At 41.8% G+C, this 17,248-nt stretch carries 18 protein-coding genes; 9 read left to right on the plus strand and 9 right to left on the minus strand.

Going from position 1 to position 17,248, the window contains the following annotated elements:
* Window positions 1–81: 81 nt before the first annotated feature.
* Together FGG15_RS02500 and FGG15_RS02505 are read right to left on the minus strand one after the other, a co-directional pair.
* On the minus strand, window positions 82–1,035 hold the full coding sequence (locus tag FGG15_RS02500) for a hypothetical protein (RefSeq protein ID WP_138832873.1): 954 nt from the start codon (window positions 1,033–1,035) through the stop codon (window positions 82–84).
* A gap of 145 nt (window positions 1,036–1,180) precedes the next feature.
* Window positions 1,181–1,609 (minus strand): DUF1801 domain-containing protein, encoded by a 429-nt coding sequence (locus FGG15_RS02505; RefSeq protein ID WP_138832875.1) that lies wholly within the window; start codon window positions 1,607–1,609, stop codon window positions 1,181–1,183.
* 112 nt (window positions 1,610–1,721) lie between these two features.
* Between FGG15_RS02505 and FGG15_RS02510 the strand changes: the two genes are divergently transcribed.
* Complete coding sequence (locus tag FGG15_RS02510) at window positions 1,722–2,882, plus strand: acyltransferase family protein (RefSeq protein WP_202619521.1); 1,161 nt, start codon at window positions 1,722–1,724, stop codon at window positions 2,880–2,882.
* Here FGG15_RS02510 and aac(6') read toward each other — a convergent pair.
* From aac(6') to FGG15_RS02525, 3 genes are all read right to left on the minus strand, one after another.
* Window positions 2,872–3,324, minus strand: a complete 453-nt coding sequence (aac(6'), locus tag FGG15_RS02515) for an aminoglycoside 6'-N-acetyltransferase (protein ID WP_138832877.1) — start codon at window positions 3,322–3,324, stop codon at window positions 2,872–2,874. The two genes, FGG15_RS02510 and aac(6'), sit on opposite strands and share 11 nt — an antisense overlap.
* Before the next feature lie 25 nt (window positions 3,325–3,349).
* Window positions 3,350–4,333, minus strand: a complete 984-nt coding sequence (locus FGG15_RS02520; protein WP_138832879.1) for an NAD(P)-dependent alcohol dehydrogenase — start codon at window positions 4,331–4,333, stop codon at window positions 3,350–3,352.
* Between the two features lie 61 nt (window positions 4,334–4,394).
* A complete protein-coding gene (locus FGG15_RS02525) occupies window positions 4,395–5,525 on the minus strand; it encodes a hypothetical protein (protein WP_138832882.1) in 1,131 nt (376 codons plus the stop codon).
* Window positions 5,526–5,653: 128 nt separating this feature from the next.
* Here FGG15_RS02525 and FGG15_RS02530 point away from each other — a divergent pair, with 128 nt between their 5' ends.
* Window positions 5,654–6,499 carry a 1,4-dihydroxy-2-naphthoyl-CoA synthase gene (locus FGG15_RS02530; protein ID WP_138832884.1) on the plus strand — a complete coding sequence of 282 codons (846 nt, stop codon included), beginning with the start codon at window positions 5,654–5,656 and terminating at the stop codon, window positions 6,497–6,499.
* Window positions 6,500–6,534: 35 nt separating this feature from the next.
* Window positions 6,535–7,641: an ATP-grasp domain-containing protein gene (locus tag FGG15_RS02535; protein ID WP_161991900.1), complete on the plus strand. Its 1,107-nt coding sequence runs from the start codon at window positions 6,535–6,537 to the stop codon at window positions 7,639–7,641.
* A gap of 199 nt (window positions 7,642–7,840) precedes the next feature.
* Here the strand turns inward: FGG15_RS02535 and FGG15_RS02540 are convergent, their stop codons facing one another.
* The gene (locus FGG15_RS02540; RefSeq protein ID WP_138832888.1) at window positions 7,841–9,175 is read right to left on the minus strand and encodes a serine hydrolase domain-containing protein; all 1,335 of its coding nucleotides are present in this window, start codon (window positions 9,173–9,175) and stop codon (window positions 7,841–7,843) included.
* A gap of 49 nt (window positions 9,176–9,224) precedes the next feature.
* Between FGG15_RS02540 and FGG15_RS02545 the strand changes: the two genes are divergently transcribed.
* Genes FGG15_RS02545 through FGG15_RS02565 form a run of 5 tightly spaced genes read left to right on the plus strand, consistent with a single transcriptional unit; the run spans window position 9,225 to window position 14,172 of the window.
* A complete protein-coding gene (locus tag FGG15_RS02545; protein ID WP_138832890.1) occupies window positions 9,225–10,106 on the plus strand; it encodes a pirin family protein in 882 nt (293 codons plus the stop codon).
* A 21-nt stretch (window positions 10,107–10,127) separates the two neighbouring features.
* Window positions 10,128–11,618, plus strand: coding sequence for an FG-GAP repeat domain-containing protein (locus FGG15_RS02550; protein ID WP_138832892.1), 1,491 nt, complete (start codon window positions 10,128–10,130; stop codon window positions 11,616–11,618).
* Entirely contained in the window at window positions 11,611–12,045 is a 435-nt protein-coding gene (locus tag FGG15_RS02555) for a 3D domain-containing protein (RefSeq protein WP_237561729.1), read from the plus strand. The genes FGG15_RS02550 and FGG15_RS02555 overlap by 8 nt, the downstream gene beginning before the upstream one ends.
* A gap of 11 nt (window positions 12,046–12,056) precedes the next feature.
* On the plus strand, window positions 12,057–12,719 hold the full coding sequence (locus FGG15_RS02560) for a peptidoglycan recognition protein family protein (RefSeq protein ID WP_138832894.1): 663 nt from the start codon (window positions 12,057–12,059) through the stop codon (window positions 12,717–12,719).
* A 1-nt stretch (window position 12,720) separates the two neighbouring features.
* Complete coding sequence (locus FGG15_RS02565; RefSeq protein ID WP_138832896.1) at window positions 12,721–14,172, plus strand: M14 family zinc carboxypeptidase; 1,452 nt, start codon at window positions 12,721–12,723, stop codon at window positions 14,170–14,172.
* On the opposite strand, the gene FGG15_RS20040 is transcribed toward FGG15_RS02565, so the two are convergent.
* The gene (locus FGG15_RS20040) at window positions 14,169–14,336 is read right to left on the minus strand and encodes a hypothetical protein (protein WP_161991901.1); all 168 of its coding nucleotides are present in this window, start codon (window positions 14,334–14,336) and stop codon (window positions 14,169–14,171) included. The genes FGG15_RS02565 and FGG15_RS20040 overlap by 4 nt on opposite strands.
* A gap of 165 nt (window positions 14,337–14,501) precedes the next feature.
* On the opposite strand from FGG15_RS20040, the gene FGG15_RS02570 reads away from it, so the two are divergent.
* On the plus strand, window positions 14,502–15,101 hold the full coding sequence (locus FGG15_RS02570) for a 3-keto-disaccharide hydrolase (protein ID WP_138832898.1): 600 nt from the start codon (window positions 14,502–14,504) through the stop codon (window positions 15,099–15,101).
* 10 nt (window positions 15,102–15,111) lie between these two features.
* Here FGG15_RS02570 and FGG15_RS02575 read toward each other — a convergent pair whose 3' ends face one another.
* Together FGG15_RS02575 and FGG15_RS02580 are read right to left on the minus strand one after the other, a co-directional pair.
* Complete coding sequence (locus FGG15_RS02575) at window positions 15,112–16,056, minus strand: 3-keto-disaccharide hydrolase (protein WP_138832900.1); 945 nt, start codon at window positions 16,054–16,056, stop codon at window positions 15,112–15,114.
* Between the two features lie 71 nt (window positions 16,057–16,127).
* Window positions 16,128–17,216 carry a vWA domain-containing protein gene (locus FGG15_RS02580; RefSeq protein ID WP_138832902.1) on the minus strand — a complete coding sequence of 363 codons (1,089 nt, stop codon included), beginning with the start codon at window positions 17,214–17,216 and terminating at the stop codon, window positions 16,128–16,130.
* Window positions 17,217–17,248 lie beyond the last annotated feature (32 nt).

The following is a 17,248-nucleotide window of genomic DNA, read 5'->3' on the forward strand; positions in this document are numbered from 1 at the left end:
CATGTAATAAGTTCGGGCTCAGGTGCTGTAGTATCAGATTTTAAGCAAAAACTATATCCGGTACTCGGTAAGAAATAGGTCTTACTTGATGGTAAAAGTTCGCAGCAAACCTTTGGACGTAGGATTGGGAACTTCAGAAATCAGCACATAATTACCGGGGTCCAATTGGGCGGTAAAATAGCCGGTGCGTCCGGCGGGCATGTCGTTTACCCCGCCCAAAAAGGTAAGTCCTTCGGGTGCTGGCTCCATGAGTCCGGTTGGGGTGGCCCAGTTCATCCAGTCTTCCAGTTCTTCCATATTGGCATCTTTGCCCAGTTTTACCAAATTGATATCGTGGCCCACAAAATTTTCGTGTACAATCTGGTCTACAAAATGAACAGAAAAAGTCTGCAGTCCGCCCACAATGGAATCCTTGGTAAAAATACCATTGGTGCTGGATACACTTAGGTTAATATTGGCCTTTAATCCCTGGTTCCCCGATTTTTGCTCCGAGACCACCAAATCCTTGGTCATACCCATGGACGTATGGAAAATGCCGTTGCCCATTTTTACATAACACTCCAAAATGTAATTGCCCGGCTCTAGGTATAGGGTCGTCTCGGCAGTTTCACCAGGGGACAGCAACCCTGTTCCACCAAGAAATTTCACCTCACTGAACCACTCCGGCAATTGGCCAAAGGCTTCCATGGCCTCATCCATTTTACCTTCATTGATGAGTTTCATTCCAGCATCAAAAATGGGTCCTATCACTTTTTCAGCGTCCTCGGCAGTTTTACCTGGAGGGTATTTGTCCACAAGGATAAAATGTGTTTCAGTGGATAGATTTTTATACCGAAAAGTGTTCCACCCGGAAGTTATGGTATCTGACATTTGAAAGTCCATGTTCTCCGTGACGACTTCCACCACCTTTCCAATCTCAGTAGAATCAGCAGATGTTTTCTTCTCGGGTTTACAGGACAGGCAAAAGAGGGTTAGGGACACTAACAATATTGAAAGTACCCAGGGAGTTCCCATGCCATTTAATAACGTTCTCATGACATCTTTTTTAGTGCTCTGAGGCAGCAACACGTTTGACCTTCGGACCAAACATTTATAAACTAGGGGAACTGTAAGGGATTGCTTACTAAGATACTAAATTTTGAAGACAAAACACTAATATTTAGTAAGTTAACTTGGATAATCAAAGACCTAAAGTTGGTAAATGCTTTACTTTATGATAGTTAAGCGTGGCCTGAATACATGCCTTCAGTTCTTCGGCAGGTAACTCGGAATTAACGGGAAACAAAATGGCTCGATTGCCCTCAAATGCGAAGTCATTGGCAAAAACCAATCGGAAAGTATGCACCAATTTGCTGGTACATTGAAAGTAAAGCGCATATTGATCTGGAGTCCTGGATTTCCAATCCATTCGAAGGGTGCTTCCTTGTTTGGTCACAAAACTGGGTTCGCCCCACTTCAAGGTTTCTTCCAAATGGGTTATACCATCCATCTCACGAACGGCTTCCAATACCAAGCCTCTTAACCCTTGCATTTTTTCTTTTATTCCTAAAGGATAATTCTGCATTCTGGTTTCAAAATCAGGGTGGGTGATGACTTTAAGTTTTCCCATGTTCAAATCTAATTGAAATTATTTGAAGCGTATATCTATCTCAATATTGAGGCCATCAGGCAACCTTAGTTCAATTTTTTCAGTCTTCAAGATAGAACCAATACCAATCAACATGGTCAAAAGACTGCATTATATAGACTGGCTACGAGTCATGGCATTTGGTACGCTCATCCTTTTTCATTGTGCGGTGCCTTTTGTGGAACACTATACCTGGGAAATCAACAACAAAGAGACTTCCACATGGATTACCCGTGTTATTTGGTGGCTGCACCAATGGCGTTTGCCATTGCTGTTTTTCATAGCCGGGGTTGGGGTACGGTTCTCTTTAAGGAAAAGGTCAATTCCAGCTTTTATTGGAGAACGGTTTGTTCGATTGTTCATTCCTCTGGCCTTCGCCATTTTTTTCATCACTCCTTTTCAAGTTTATTTTGAGTGGTTGCAAAAGGGGAGGATACAGGAGGGGTTTTTAGATTTCTATCCCACCGTCTATGATATAGTTCCCTATCCAGACGGGGCATTTACCTGGAGCCATATGTGGTTTGTTGCCTATCTATTTGTCTTTACTATTCTATTGCTTCCCGTCTTTTCTTTCTCCAAGGTGAAATGGTTTGATCGTCTGAAACCTTTTTTCAATGCAATTTTTCGAAGTCCTATAGCCCATTTGGCGTTGGCCCTTCCTTTTGTGCAGTATTTTTTTCTCTTGTATATCGATTGGCCAGAGCAGGGCAGCCTTATTGACGATTGGTATGTGTTTGTTTCATCCATCACGTTTTACCTGTTTGGTTTTGTATTGGGGAATCTGGAAACATTCTGGCAGACCTGCTTAAAACACCGAAAGTTTTTTGCGCGAATTGCCTTGGTATTGGCCCTAGTTCTTATGTGGAAATATTTTTGGAACTGGGAGTATAATAAACCTCAGGAACAAGAACAGATTTATACCTTCGGCTTGATGAATGGGTTTCATATCTGGACCATTATTCTGGCTTCTATTGGTTATACCATGAAATACTTGAACTTTGAAAACAAGTACTTGAGCTATTTGAATACAGCGGTCTATCCGTTTTATATTATGCACCAAGCCGTGATCGTTGCCAGCGGGTATTATGTACTGCAATGGGAATTACCTATAGCGGTTAAGTTAATGCTGTTGATCGTGATTTGTTTAGGGGTTATATGGGTATTGTACCACTATATCATCCGAAATACCATGTTGACGCGTGTGTTATTTGGAATGAAATGGAAAAGGAAAAATTCAGAAATACCTATTCCTTAATGGTTTTGATGTAATGAACCAGCACGTCTTCCTTCCGGAATCCGATTTTCTCGTGAAATTGCTGGGCATCGGTATTCCATAGCCATGTATCGGAGCCCATTTCGGTGCAGCCTTTTCTCCTGGCCCAAGCTTCGGCCTGTTCAAAGAGCTGTCGGGCTAAACCATGTTTTCTATGCGCATTCTTGACATAAATCATGTCTATATAACCCACAGGAGAGGTTGTAGAACCTTCAACATAGTCTACGCGTAGGGAGGTGCTTATAAAACCCACGGAGATTCCATCATCCTTGGCCATAAAAGTTTGTTGACTAGATTTTTTAAGGATGGATTTCAATCCTCTTTCAATCTCTTCTGCAGGATAATCATTAAAGAGTTTTAAGGCCATATCCCTCCAATCCGAATAATCCTGTTCTTCGTATGTCGTAATGGTCAATTCAGTCATTGAATTTAATTAGGCGTAACAAACATCAAGATGGTCGGGACTCATCTAAATCGATTACAATTTTACCCTTATGTTTTCCTTCACCAAAATATTGGACCAACCTTGGGATGTCCTCAAGGGAATAGGGGCCATCAATGGTTGGTTTTAGCTTGTTTTGAACATATAGTTCTGCAATACGTTCCAATCCCAAATTCGCTTTAAGGGCCAATATCTGATATTTTCTTTGGCTTAGCTTGGATAAAATCCCTCCTACAATCAGTAGTTGAACCAACCGGTTTAGCTTACCACCAATGGAAATGTATTTTCCTTTTGGGTTTAGTGCCCTTCTATAGGCGAATGCAGATTGGTTTGTTTTACAGTCCAGAATGATGTCATATTGAATTCCGGTTTTGGTAAAATTCTCTTCTTGGTAATCCAGAACATGATCAAATCCTAGTTTTAGCATAGCCTCTAATTTCTCGCCTGAATCCACTCCCGTAACTTCACAGTTTTTAAGTTTGGCCAGCTGAAGCCCATGGGTGCCAACCCCTCCGCCACCGCCATTGATCAAGACTTTCCGACCCTCTTCTAGGTTTACCTTATCGAAAGCTTGCAGGGCCAACAAAGCAGCATGGGGGATGGCAGCTGCTTGCCCAAAATCCATATTGGCTGGCATTTTCCTGATTGCCTCCGGAGACAGGCAGATGTATTCGGCAAAACTCCCAAAATTATGTTCGGAGATATCGCCAAAGACCTTGTCCCCAATCTTAAAATCTTTTACTTGCTCCCCAACGTTGGAAACCACACCGGCCAATTCCATTCCCGGAATGCTCTTTTTGGGTTTGAACAGGCCAAACATCAGGCGGTACAAATGGGGTTTGCCTGTGGCCACTGCCCAATCATAATCATTGATTGTGGTAACTTTTATGTTGATTTGAACCTCATTTGCTTTGGGTAGTGGGGTCTGCACTTCCTGTAGTTGGAGTACTTTTTCAGGGTGACCATAAGAAGTTTGAACAATAGCTTTCACTGGTTACGAAGATCAGAAATTTTGCCTCTATTTCAAAAACCAATGACAAGCTCAGCATGATTTATTTCAGATTGCCGCCAATTATCTCAAAACTAAAGGAGGCTTTACCTCCTGTAGCGGTCCAAAAATTATAAAGACTGCCCCATGTACCATCAGGGTCTCCTTGCTTGGCAAAATTCTCCAAATTGGAATTCAGGGTGTCCCAGGTATCTTGCGGCACTGCTCCGGCAGAAAGTACAACCACAAGCGCTTTAAATTCGGTTTGGGCGTTACCAAAGGAGGGAACGCGAGCACCGTGTTCCGCAATAATATTGGCAGCCGTATACGTGGTCAGGGCATCAGCGGTAAAAACACCAAATTCCCCAGTTGAAGCTGGATTTTCTGCTACGATAACCGACTCCAATTCGTCGGGATCAATAAGCCCCATGGCATAGAGTTCTAAATTGGCGTAAGGCACGGAATTTCCACCATTGGCCACCGTTCCAAATCCCACTTCGCCTCCAACACTTCCGCGATATCTTCCACTGCCCAAATCCTCTATTTCTTCAAAACCTCCTAACTGGCCTCCCACATTGGAGTATCCCCAATGCCCTCCAGCTGTAGTGGGGATGATACCATGATTGGTCCAATAATGTTGGATTTCATGTAAGAAAGGGCCGTTTCTGATATATTCTGCCCGTGGCATATGGATGACGGTCTTTAATTTTCCTGAAGACCCAAAGGCAGCTGTGTTATCCCAAATATCCCTGCCTAATCCCTCAATATCGTTTTGCGCAGGCGTTGACAAACCATAGTACAGATTATCGGGTTGGGAGTCCTCTACGTTTAGGATGATGATAAAATCAAAGTCATCATTGAAAAATTCGTAGACCTTGTTGGTCACCACTCGCATATCGCCCTCATCCACCAGGAATTTGTTGTATTCACTTTCGGAAAGAATCAAATTGGTTAATTGGTACGCTTCATCAATGGTAAAACCATCCTCCAAGGTTAAAGTGGATGGAGCCTCTGGTTCTTCCGGGTTATCCGGATCATCTGGATCGTCTGTGTTTTCGTTGTCCTCACCAGTGGTATCCGTCATTTCATTTTCTGATTCCGTATCGGGCATCACTTCCTCTGTACTGCAGGACATCACTAAAACTGAAAGCATTAAGAAAAGGGAAAACGCGAAGTAAGATTTTGGGGTGTTCATAAGTGTTTCTTTACCTATAGCAACGGATTCTATCAATTCATATTTTAAAGAATCCAAAGATCTCGATGAAATGCGACGAGCCTTATCAATATGCTCAATCTATTTATCTTTGGGCAAATATTTATTGAATGACGAATACACCGAATTGGCAGACTGCCATGGAATTTGAAGATATAACCTATAAAAAGTGCGATGGCGTCGCTCGGATTGCCATTAATCGCCCCAATGTTAGGAACGCTTTTAGACCCAAGACTACAAGTGAGCTATACCAAGCATTTTATGATGCTCAAGAAGATACCTCCATTGGAGTTGTGTTGCTTTCTGGGGAAGGCCCTTCAACGAAAGATGGGAAATGGGCATTTTGCAGTGGAGGCGATCAAAAAGCACGGGGACACCAAGGATACGTAGGAGAAGATGGATATCACAGATTGAACATTTTGGAAGTCCAACGTCTAATCCGTTTTATGCCCAAGGTGGTGATTGCCGTTGTACCTGGTTGGGCCGTTGGGGGGGGACACAGTCTTCATGTGGTCTGCGATATGAGCTTGGCCAGTAAAGAACATGCCATTTTTAAACAAACCGATGCCGATGTGACCAGTTTTGACGGAGGCTATGGTTCGGCCTATTTGGCCAAAATGGTAGGTCAGAAAAAGGCCCGTGAGATTTTCTTTTTAGGTAGGAACTACTCTGCACAGGAAGCTTATGAAATGGGAATGGTAAATGCGGTTGTTCCACATGACGAGCTTGAATCCACTGCCTATGAATGGGCCCAGGAGGTATTGGCCAAGTCCCCAACCTCCATTAAAATGCTCAAATTTGCCATGAATCTAACTGATGATGGCATGGTAGGGCAGCAAGTATTTGCCGGAGAAGCCACTCGCTTAGCTTATATGACCGAAGAGGCCAAAGAGGGTAGAAATGCGTTTTTGGAAAAAAGAAAGCCCAATTTTGGTAAGAATAATTGGATTCCTTAGACATACTACCCAAAAACTTTATGAGGAAAAAGACAGTGGTTTTAATTCCGGATGCCGGGGCTGGGGTCTTTGATAGAATCTTGTATTGTCTAGCGCAATCCAAGGATACAGAAATTCATGTTATAGTAAATGAAAAAAAACAGTTTTATAGGCATTCCCGTTTTATAAAGACTGTAACCATATGTCCGTTAGAAATAACGAATGAAGAGCTTCAGCTAAAGATAAATGACCTTTGCGAAAAACTGGGAATTGATATCATTCTTCCTATACAAGAAAGTTTAATTCACTTTTTATCAACGAATAAAGAGCTGCTACCCAAAAATGTAAAAATCGTTGATTTACCTCCATCAAACTCCTTAAGTACAGTTACCAATAAAATTGCGTTTTCCAAACATTTGGAGAACAATAACATATCTGGACCTCTTTCTTATGTGACCTCAGATTGTAAATTGTCCAATATTGAGAATTTGCGTTTTCCACTCTTGTTTAAACCACATGCGGTAACAGAAACCGGGATGGGGAAGGGTATTGTGCTTTTAAAAGAAAAGGGAGAATTACAAAAGATATGCAACGAAGAAACCAATAATAAAGATGGGGAGTTTTTATTTCAAGAGTACATAGCTGGATACGATATTGGCTGTGGGGTGCTATGCAAAAAGGGAGAAATTATAGCACATACCATTCAAAAAGATATTTTGGGAGACAAGCGCAACTTTGCACCGGTCAATGGGATACAAATGATTCATGACTCTGAAGTTTTATCTATAGTTGCACGCTTAATGAAATCATTGGATTGGAATGGGGTTGCCCAAGTAGACTTGATATATGACATAGCAAAAGATAGAATCTTGGTCTTAGAAGTCAATGGACGCTATTGGTCTACATTATTAGCTTCTTTACGCGCAGGAGTTAACTTTCCAAGCCTTGCAATTCAGTCGGCTTTGGGCAATGAACTGGGTGAAAAGCATTACAGCGAAATGAATTATTATAATCTTCGGGGATTTAAGTTTAAAATGCGGAAAAAACCTTGGATTGTTTTGGCATTTAGACATATCTGGAATCATACGCCTATTCGATATTTCTTTAAAGATCCAATGGTTTTGTTTGCAAAACTTATCAGTAGGGCAAATTCTGTTGTTTAGACAAGCAGTATATAAAACTAAAAAGAGCCTTGCCACTTGGGTCAAGACTCTTTTACGAGAACACTATATGAAAATGAAAAAATTTACTTACTTAATTATTACATGGTAAATGTACCACCAGTGTTCCCGTAATAGAAATTATTGTTGTGAACTGCCCTTTTGTTGTGGTTAGTCCTTCTTTTTAGCACATTTCTTCGATTTACTGCACGCTTTTTACTACGGCGGAAAGAAAACTATTGACGTCAAACTCTGGCTCTTCTGCCAGTCCTGTGCGAACAACAACCAGGTCTTTGGATGGAATCATAAACACATATTGCCCCTGATATCCGTTACAGGAAAATAAATCCTTGGGCACATCTGGATACTTACCTCCTGCATTCAACCAAAAATGCGCTCCGTACTGATCTTCAGAATGTACAGTAGGCTTGGTAATGTACTCCACCCATTCCTCATCAAAAATTTGTTCACCATTCCAATGACCTCTGTCCAAGTATAATTGGCCAAATCGGCCCCAGTCCCTGGTATTGGCCCAGGAATAGGAAGAACCGACATAATTCCCGGCAATATCAGCTTCAAGTACCATAGAATGCATCCCAATTTTATCTATAAAAGCTTTATAGGGAAAGTCCAGGTATTCTTGATGACTTCTAAACTGTTGGCGCAAAATTCCAGAGAGTAGGTTGGACGTCCCAGAAGAGTAATTCCAAACTTCCGTAGGCCGTGCAACTAACATTTTTTCTCGTTGGGACAAGGTCATATCGCTTTCCAAGAACAACATTTGGGTTACATCTGAAATTTTGGAGTAGTCCTCGTCCCATTCCAGTCCACTTTGCATACGCATCAGGTGGTTCAAGGTAATTTCTTTACGGTCGTCTTTTTCCCATTCCGTTATGGGAGCGGGCCACCCCATCTCTAGCTTACCTTGATGTTCTAAAACTCCATAACAGGTAGCCAAGACACTTTTGGTCATGGACCATCCCAAAATTGGAGTGTCCTTTGTAAATCCCTCCACATACTTTTCGGCGATCAAATGTCCTTTATAGAGAATTAGCAGCGTTCTTGTCTTTTGAACCTCTTGGTTACCAAAAGCCATGGCAATAGCTTGGTTGAGTTGGTCTTGATTAATTTCAACAATAATTGAGTCCAGCGGAACCCCCTGCCCATGGGGATAAGGAATGGTATCCTGTTGTTGGAATCTATTGGGTTTGAAGTTGGTAGCGTTTGGGTCATACTCATCGTTTACCAAGACCGTACCTAAGCCTTCCCGGTACACTGCCTTGCGCTCCATTAAACCATACACCGAAGAACTGGCCGACTTTTCCTGTACGTCCACCTCCGTATTGGCCAATTTGATCAGGGGGACATTATTGTCATTTTGGGTAATGGAAGCTGCAGACCTTTCGGCCACAAACACACTGGACGCCATGTTCTTGGATGCATAACCAGAGATAATCGTCAATTTGGGATAATTCAAGTATACAACCACACCAATTACCAGGAGTAGCAGTATCAAAATGCGCTTAAGTAGTTTCATGATTAAGATTTATCGTAAATTTCTGGAACTAAATATAAACATTTACCATATGTCCAACATAGGGATGATCATTGAGGAAAGAAGTCGGGATATTGGGGACTTTTTGGTGGGGAGATTAATCCCGTTCCGCAAGAAAAGAATGATCGGCCCCTTTATATTCATCGATCATATGGGGCCTACAACGCTTGGCCCAACCAAATATATGGATGTGGACCAGCATCCACATATAGGACTTTCCACTTTGACCTATCTTTTTGATGGGGAAGTCATGCATCGGGATAGTATTGGTACAGAACAGTTGATCCAACCCGGTTCCGTAAATTGGATGACTGCAGGAAGTGGAGTCTCGCACACGGAACGTACCCCTTCGCATCTTAGAAACGGAAACACCTTTTTGGCCCAAGGATATCAAATTTGGGTGGCTTTGCCCCAACATTTGGAGGATATGGACCCTGCTTTTCACCATATTCCCAATAATGAACTTCCTAAATGGGCAGAGGGTTCCACGGAATTCACACTCGTTGCTGGAGAGGGTTACAATAAAAAGTCACCGGTGCCGACCTATTCACCCTTGTTTATGGTTGAAATAAAGACCAAAGAAGAATTTGAATTGAATGTAAACGGAAAACTTAAAGGAGAAATCGGAATTTGCATTGATAAAGGTAGCATCGAAGCCTGTGAAGAAAAGGTTGGGAAAGGAAACATCTTGGTCAGTAAGGTAGAAGACACCTGTAATATTTTGGTGGCTCCGAATTCGCATTTGTTGTTGTTTGGAGGGCAGCCCTTTCCTGAGGAAAGACATATCTATTGGAATTTTGTTTCCTCTAGCAAAGAAAAAATCAAAGCCTCAAGAACAGCTTGGGCCAATAAAACTTTTCCCATGATGCCCAATGACAATACTTATGTTCCCTTACCCAAGCACGGGTTTTAAAATGCAAATCAAGTACAGTCAATGACCAGAATTCGAAAAACGCTCCAATCTGCACTTACTTTATTTGCAGCTTGTTTCATGTTTCATTCCTGCGCCCCTGAAAAACCGAAAAGGGAGGTGGTGTTGTACCAACAGTATTGCGCCAGTTGCCATATGTTGCCCAAAATTGAGCATTTACCCAAGGATATATGGAAAAATGGTGTCCTCCCCGATATGCTTTCAAGAATGGAAATTGAAGAAATGCATCGAGGCCCAACCCAAGTGCAGTCAGGATTCCGACCAAAAATCAAACTGGCGGATTGGCTTTTGCTGGAAAACTATATCTTAGATATGGCACCCGAGGAGCTGGAGCCCAATAAAATTCCAACTTCGGAGTTTCTGGATTCGTTCGAACCAAGGACTCTTGCCCTGGATAATCAAAATGGGGCGTTGATTTCTTATTTGCAGGCTTTAGAGAATGGGGGGCAGATTTACTATGGGGATATCCAAGGGAACTTAAGTGTTTATGATTTTCAAAATAAAAATGTGAATACCATATTTATTGGAAATACGCCCATAACTTGGTATAACCAGAGCGATTCCTTGGAAATCATTACTGAAGTGGGGATACTTGACCCCTCTGAGCAGGAACATGGCAAGCTCATTTCCAAAAGAAATGGAGATGTAAACCCCATCAATCATGCGTTACATAGACCTGTGCATACCCTAATGGAAGATTTGAACAGTGATGGCAATGTTGAGATGGTTGTTAGCGAATTCGGTGATGAAACGGGGCAGTTGTCCATCTTGATTCAAAATGCGCCGGGCGAATACCAAAAACAAACCCTGCTCAACCAGCCAGGTTGTATCCGTACCCTCAGCAAGGATATGGACAAGGACGGAAAGTTGGACCTCATAACGCTTACTTCCCAGGGAAACGAAAGTATTACCGTACTATATCAAATGGAAAACCTGAAGTTTAGGGCCGAAAAGGTGCTTGAGTTTAGCCCGGTATACGGTAGCAGTTGGTTCGAATTGGTGGATTACAATATGGACGGCTATTATGATATTATCACCGTTAATGGAGACAATGCGGACAAGTCCTATGTACACAAGCCCTATCACGGAATGCGAATCCACCTAAATGATGGAACAAACTCATTTTCTGAAGCCTATTTTTATCCTCTGTATGGGGCCACCAGGTTATTGGCCAGGGACTTTGATCAGGACGGGGATTTGGATTTTGGATTGATCAGTAGCTTTCCGGATTATGAAAATGCTCCGGAACTGTCCTTTGTTTATTTGGACAACTTGGATGCGGCCAGTTTTGATTTTTCCACAAAAATCCTTGAAAACCCTAATATTGGACGCTGGTTCTTGATGGATGCCTTGGATACAGACCAAGATGGTGATGAGGATATTGTTTTGAGTAGCTTTACCTATGTTTTCACTCCAGTACCGGAAACATTGTCCAAGCAATGGGAGGAAGACAACGTTGACTTACTTATCCTGGAAAACAAATTGATTGAATAAGTTCCAATACATATTAGGTATTTTAGTGGTCGTTGGATGCTATGGATGTAACAAACCTGTAAAAGAGGAAAAGAGCACCCATAGGTATCAATGGTATGGTCATGAAGTGGTTGTCTCCGCGTACAATTCTGTGTCTTGGCAAACCGAAGGCAATCCCAATATTGCAGCATGGGGCGACACCTTAAAACCTGGTATGAAGTGCATTGCCGTTTCAAGGGATTTGATTAAAATCGGATTTAAGCATAACACCATGGTATTGATAGATACTTTTTCAGATACATTTTATGTAAAAGATAAAATGCATAGGAGGTGGAAGAACAGGATTGATATTTACATGGGGAACGATGTTGGAAAAGCAAGAGAATGGGGGAAACAACACTTAGATATATGCTACGCCTTAAGTATAGATTCAACCAATCAAAATTAAAATTGAACCAAATGGGCAAAAAAATTGGACTATTTATTTTGGCGGTGGTACTAAATGCATGCTCTACCACAAAAGAAATTAAGGATAAACCGATTGTTTTTAATGAGGAGCGAATAGCCCTGACCAAAGAATATTTGAATCAGCGCTATAATTTGGTGCAGGATATCCCTGAAATTGTTCCGAAAATGATTGTGCTGCACTGGACGGCCATCCCAACTTTACAGGGCTCCTTTGAGGCATTTGAGAACCCTACTTTACCCAATTGGCGACCCGATATTAAGGGTGTAAGTGGGTTGAATGTCTCCACTCAGTTTTTGATTGACCGGGATGGAACCATTTACAGGTTGATGGATGAAACCACCATGGCACGGCACGTCATTGGCCTTAACCATTGTGCCATTGGGGTTGAAAATGTGGGAGGTACAGCAGAAACCCCTTTGACCAAGGCACAGTTGAAATCCAACATTTATTTAGTTGCGTATTTGGCGGGTAAATACAACATCGATTACCTCATTGGTCACTATGAATACACCCTTTTTGAAAATCACCCCTTATGGTTGGAAGTGGATGACGGCTATCGTACTGAAAAAACCGACCCCGGAACAGATTTTATGGAAAAGGTACGGAAGGCCTCAAAAAGATTTAATTTTAAACCGGTTCCAACAAAACAATAATATGGTTAGAATAATTGCTGTTGTCTTTATTTGGTTTCTAGGTGTCAACTGCCAGTCTCAGGAAGCCATCACCTCCAAACTTTACGAAACCTACGAAACGTACAAAGAACCCAGTCTCGACAAAAGGAGAATTAAGTATAACCAACTGCAACCACTGATTCAAAGGTTTGATGCCAACCCAAAATTCGAGGTTCAAAAAGTAGGGGAGTCCATTGAAGGGCGGGATTTGAACCTCATAAGTATAGGGAGCGGTGATCAAAACATTTTTTTGTGGTCTCAAATGCACGGTAACGAACCCACGGCAACCCAATCCATATTTGATATCTTGAATTTTTTGGATGCACCTGATTTTAAAGATGAAAAACAAGAGATTTTATCGAAATTAAAGCTTCATTTTTTACCCATGCTCAATCCAGATGGGGCAGAGGTCTATCAAAGACGCAATGCGTTGGGAATCGATATCAACAGGGATGCATTGCGTTTGCAATCTCCTGAAGGACAAACCTTAAAACGAATCAGGGATAGCCTGGATGCCAAATTTGGCTTCAATTTGCATGATCAAAGTACCTATTATAATGCAGAGCTTACGGACAAGCCCGCTACCATTTCCTATTTGGCGACGGCCTATAATTATGAAAAAGAAATCAATGAAGTTCGTTCCAATGCCATGAGGGTCATTGTATATATGAACAACATCATACAAAACTATGCACCAGGACAGGTAGGGCGCTATAGTGACGATTTTGAGCCACGGGCATTTGGGGACAACATAGCTAAATGGGGCACCAGCTTAATTTTGATTGAATCTGGAGGTTATCGGAATGATGTGGAAAAACAGGAAATCCGAAAACTAAACTATGTTTCCATTTTGTCGGCATTGTACACTATTGCCAAAGAAAGCTATTTGGACATTCCCATGGAAGATTATGAGAGGATTCCAAGAAATGACCGTAAACTGTTTGACTTAAAACTGGAAAATGTAACCTATAAGCTATTGGGCAAGGACTATATTTTGGATTTGGGAATCTATCGCCAGGAAGTGGACTTGGAAGGGCATCAAGACTTCTACAATAAAAGTATCATTGTAGATCAAGGGGATCTCTCAACCTTTTATGGATATGAAACTTTTGACGCTTCCGGATATACCATAGTACCGCCCAATGTTTTTCAAGGTGAACCCAAAAATCTTGGTGGCATCTTGGGTACTTTAAAGAAAGGGATAGGCTATCTGTCGTCCAAAAAACTAAGTTCCAATCACTTCACAAGTGAACCAATCAACCAAATCCAATTGGGATATCAATTACCTAGTTTTAGATTGGCTGTAGGACAAAACCCTACTTTCTTTTTGGAAAAGGAGGGAGTCATCTCTCATGCCGTGATTAATGGATTCCTTCTGGATTTGTCCCAGGATTTGGACCTTCAGAATTTTGGAAATGCCTTGATTTACCGTTAGTATCCAAATTGAATATTGGTTTCGGACCCATAACGTAGTAACAATACCAACATTATGAACAGGGTGCAAACAATGGAGGCGAATAGGGAGAGCACCATTCCTTGAAATCTCTTGGAGAATGGACCTATAGCGCTGTTTCTGATAATTTCTTTTACTACATCCATGACATTTTGTTTGAGTTAAACTTCTTCTTAGTTATTGGGATGCAATTAGTTGTTGTCTGTATAATTAGAACAACTGTTGGTCTAAAAACCCTACTATCTGGGTTTGTTTAGCTGTCTAAATTCCTACCTTCAAAGCTTCAAAAACAGGACCAAAAAAAAGAAAACATGAAAAAATACAGTTTGATTTTAGCTTTTCTAGCCGCATTTCAATTGGGAAGTGCCCAGGAATCCATTAATCTGTTTAATGGTAAGAATCTGGATGGATGGATCAATCATGGATCAGAGAAATGGTATGTGGAGGATGGATTAATGGTATGCGAAAGTGGCCCAAAAGCTGAATATGGGTATCTAAGTACAGAGAAAAACTATAAGAATTTTGAGCTTACCTTGGAGTTCAAACAAGAAAGTGACGGCAATAGCGGCGTTTTTATTCGTTCTACGTTTGAAGGAACCAAAGTTTCTGGTTGGCAAGTAGAAGTAGCCCCCCCAAACAAGCATACCGGAGGTATTTATGAATCTTATGGTCGTGGCTGGCTGATCAAGCCGGATGCCGAAAAGGAAAAGGCCTTAAAAATGGGGGAATGGAATACCTTAAAGATAGTTGCCAACGGCCCAAACATTACTTCTTGGCTCAACGGAGTGGAAATGGTTCATATCTCCGACGAAAAAATTGGTCAAGGTGAAGGAGCCGTGGCACTTCAAATCCATGACGGAGGGGGAATCAAAGTAAAGTGGAGAAATATTAAGCTTAAACCTTTAAAGTAACATCTCAGAATTAGTAATCTGAAGTCTTAACAGGGGTCACCTTAAAACTGCGGAATTCAACCGGGCCATGATCTCCCTGGATCATTATAGGGCCTGGTTGCCATTCATGACTATCCAACGCTCCACCTGTTATGCCGGGAATCGTTTGGTCACTAATAATAGTTTTGCCATTGGCCACAATGGTCACCCGTCTACCAATTAAGGTTATGTCATAGGTCTGCCATTCATTGGCAGGTTTGGCAGCATTTTCATTGGGCTCCAAAAATCCATAGATTCCGCCAAAATAGATATCGGAGGGCTCCAATCCGGCATTGTCGGCAATTTGTACTTCGTATCTGCCACGAAGATAGATTCCACTGTTACTTCCTTCAGGGAAACGGAATTCAGCATGTAATTTAAAATCGCCGAATTTCTGGTCGCTTATCAAATTGGCGCCAGCTTGTGGACTGGTAAGAATTCCATTTTTGATTACCCATTGGTTTTCACCATCAGTATGCCATCCATCCAAGTTTTCACCATTGAACAACCCTATGGGTTCATCCCATTCAGGATTTGTGTTATGGGGTAATTTTGGAGATTTAACTCCCTTCCATGAATGCACAGAGCCATCAGTATAGGTCATTGTGCCACTTAAAGCGTTTCCATCCAATTTCCCTTCAATCTTCATGTCTTGTCCCTCAGGTTCCCATTGGCGGGGAATCACGAATGAAAATCCGTTGTCTTTGGATTCCACTTCTGCAATAGGCCGAGCGCTTCCGTTGTAGGATACATACCTTCCTATCAAAGTGGCGACTCCCGACTTTCTAATCTCCAACCAAGAAGGAACGGTTTTACCCTTGAACTCCACTTCCAAATCCCATCTTCCTTCCAAGGGGTTTGCTTTTTGGGTGAATGCAAGTGACGAAAGCAAGAGGGCAATACTTAGGGCAGCCCATCTTTTAGAAGTAGAAATCATGATACAAAATTTTAGTGATGCGAAAGATACAGATAAATCAGAATCTGTAAGTGAGAAGTCTTTCAAAAAAACTATTCACATCCTCCGGTAAACCCAGTGGCACTGAACTTGGTCTGTACAGCACCTTGAAGACCGGCATGTGTTAATTGAATCACTAAATTATTGTCTCCGCTTCCATCTCGCTTAGGGGTACAGTATTCAAAAAGATAAAAACTATTGGCTTGTTCCGATACGCGCTGCGAAATTTGGGTGAAAGTGGCTTCCAGTTCCTCCTTGTTGCCTGCAAACACACTAGCTGTACGTCCAATATCCGTTAAAACTTCCGTGTCAATTTCGGCTCCAAGACCAATGGTAAAGAAAGAAATATTCCGATCAGCATCAGTGACTGCCTTCAAGGCTGATTCCTCGGTATAGCGGGACGCCTGATCGGTTCCATCCGTGAAAAGGACAACGGACGCAGCCCCAATCACACTTTGTTGATTGTTAGCTTGAATCAATTCTTCCGCTTTGTCTGTAGCTTTTATGACCGCTCCATATAAATCGGTTGAAGGATCATTGCTGATATCAGCGGTTATGCCCGAAATGGCGTTGACCAATTCTGTGGATGAAGAGGTGAGGTCGTTAAGCAAATGCAATTCATCTTCCCCATCAAACCAATAAATACCCATTTTAAAGGATTCCGTTTCGGGGCTTGGCATTACATTATTTATAAAACTCGTTGATGCCGATTTAAGCTCATCCAAACTATTTTCAAGCACACTGTTGCTCAAATCCAGAATCAACAAGGTGTTGTTACTGAATACTTGGGAATTGGGGGAAATCCTAGCCTGAGACTCGGAAGAGGAAATCGTATTGAAACAATCATCGTTGCGCCCCTGTTCATAGATGGTAAACTGGTTGGCCTCCAATCCCGAAATAGGATTGCCAAGCACATCGGATACCCGAAACAATATAGAGACCTTACCAGGCAAGGTGGTAAACTGATCTTGGATGGACAACAGCAATTCATTGTCCTCAAAACCCAAGCAGTTGTCAGGTTCCTTGCCAAGACCCAATTCTTGATGATTGATGTCAAAACTGACATCGTCATCGGCATTTCCGCAAGAAGCGATCAACAAAACAAAAAGGTAAACAGGAAAAATCTTGAAAGGAATTTTCATTTTCAAAAGTTTGAGGTTCTGATTGCTTAACG

The sequence above is a fragment of the Flagellimonas algicola genome (assembly GCF_005937185.1).
Lineage (GTDB): Bacteria > Bacteroidota > Bacteroidia > Flavobacteriales > Flavobacteriaceae > Flagellimonas > Flagellimonas algicola.

What these genes read in the sequence shown, in the direction of transcription:
- FGG15_RS02540 (WP_138832888.1), bottom strand. Translation starts at nt 9,175, where the DNA reads ATGAAACTACTTAAGCGCATTTTGATACTGCTACTCCTGGTAATTGGT.
- FGG15_RS02525 (WP_138832882.1), bottom strand. Translation starts at nt 5,525, where the DNA reads ATGAACACCCCAAAATCTTACTTCGCGTTTTCCCTTTTCTTAATGCTT.
- FGG15_RS02565 (WP_138832896.1), top strand. Translation starts at nt 12,721, where the DNA reads ATGGTTAGAATAATTGCTGTTGTCTTTATTTGGTTTCTAGGTGTCAAC.
- FGG15_RS02550 (WP_138832892.1), top strand. Translation starts at nt 10,128, where the DNA reads ATGACCAGAATTCGAAAAACGCTCCAATCTGCACTTACTTTATTTGCA.
- FGG15_RS02500 (WP_138832873.1), bottom strand. Translation starts at nt 1,035, where the DNA reads ATGAGAACGTTATTAAATGGCATGGGAACTCCCTGGGTACTTTCAATA.
- FGG15_RS02580 (WP_138832902.1), bottom strand. Translation starts at nt 17,216, where the DNA reads ATGAAAATTCCTTTCAAGATTTTTCCTGTTTACCTTTTTGTTTTGTTG.
- FGG15_RS02510 (WP_202619521.1), top strand. Translation starts at nt 1,722, where the DNA reads ATGGTCAAAAGACTGCATTATATAGACTGGCTACGAGTCATGGCATTT.
- FGG15_RS02505 (WP_138832875.1), bottom strand. Translation starts at nt 1,609, where the DNA reads ATGGGAAAACTTAAAGTCATCACCCACCCTGATTTTGAAACCAGAATG.
- FGG15_RS02545 (WP_138832890.1), top strand. Translation starts at nt 9,225, where the DNA reads ATGTCCAACATAGGGATGATCATTGAGGAAAGAAGTCGGGATATTGGG.
- FGG15_RS02575 (WP_138832900.1), bottom strand. Translation starts at nt 16,056, where the DNA reads ATGATTTCTACTTCTAAAAGATGGGCTGCCCTAAGTATTGCCCTCTTG.
- FGG15_RS02560 (WP_138832894.1), top strand. Translation starts at nt 12,057, where the DNA reads ATGGGCAAAAAAATTGGACTATTTATTTTGGCGGTGGTACTAAATGCA.
- FGG15_RS02530 (WP_138832884.1), top strand. Translation starts at nt 5,654, where the DNA reads ATGACGAATACACCGAATTGGCAGACTGCCATGGAATTTGAAGATATA.
- FGG15_RS20040 (WP_161991901.1), bottom strand. Translation starts at nt 14,336, where the DNA reads ATGGATGTAGTAAAAGAAATTATCAGAAACAGCGCTATAGGTCCATTC.
- FGG15_RS02570 (WP_138832898.1), top strand. Translation starts at nt 14,502, where the DNA reads ATGAAAAAATACAGTTTGATTTTAGCTTTTCTAGCCGCATTTCAATTG.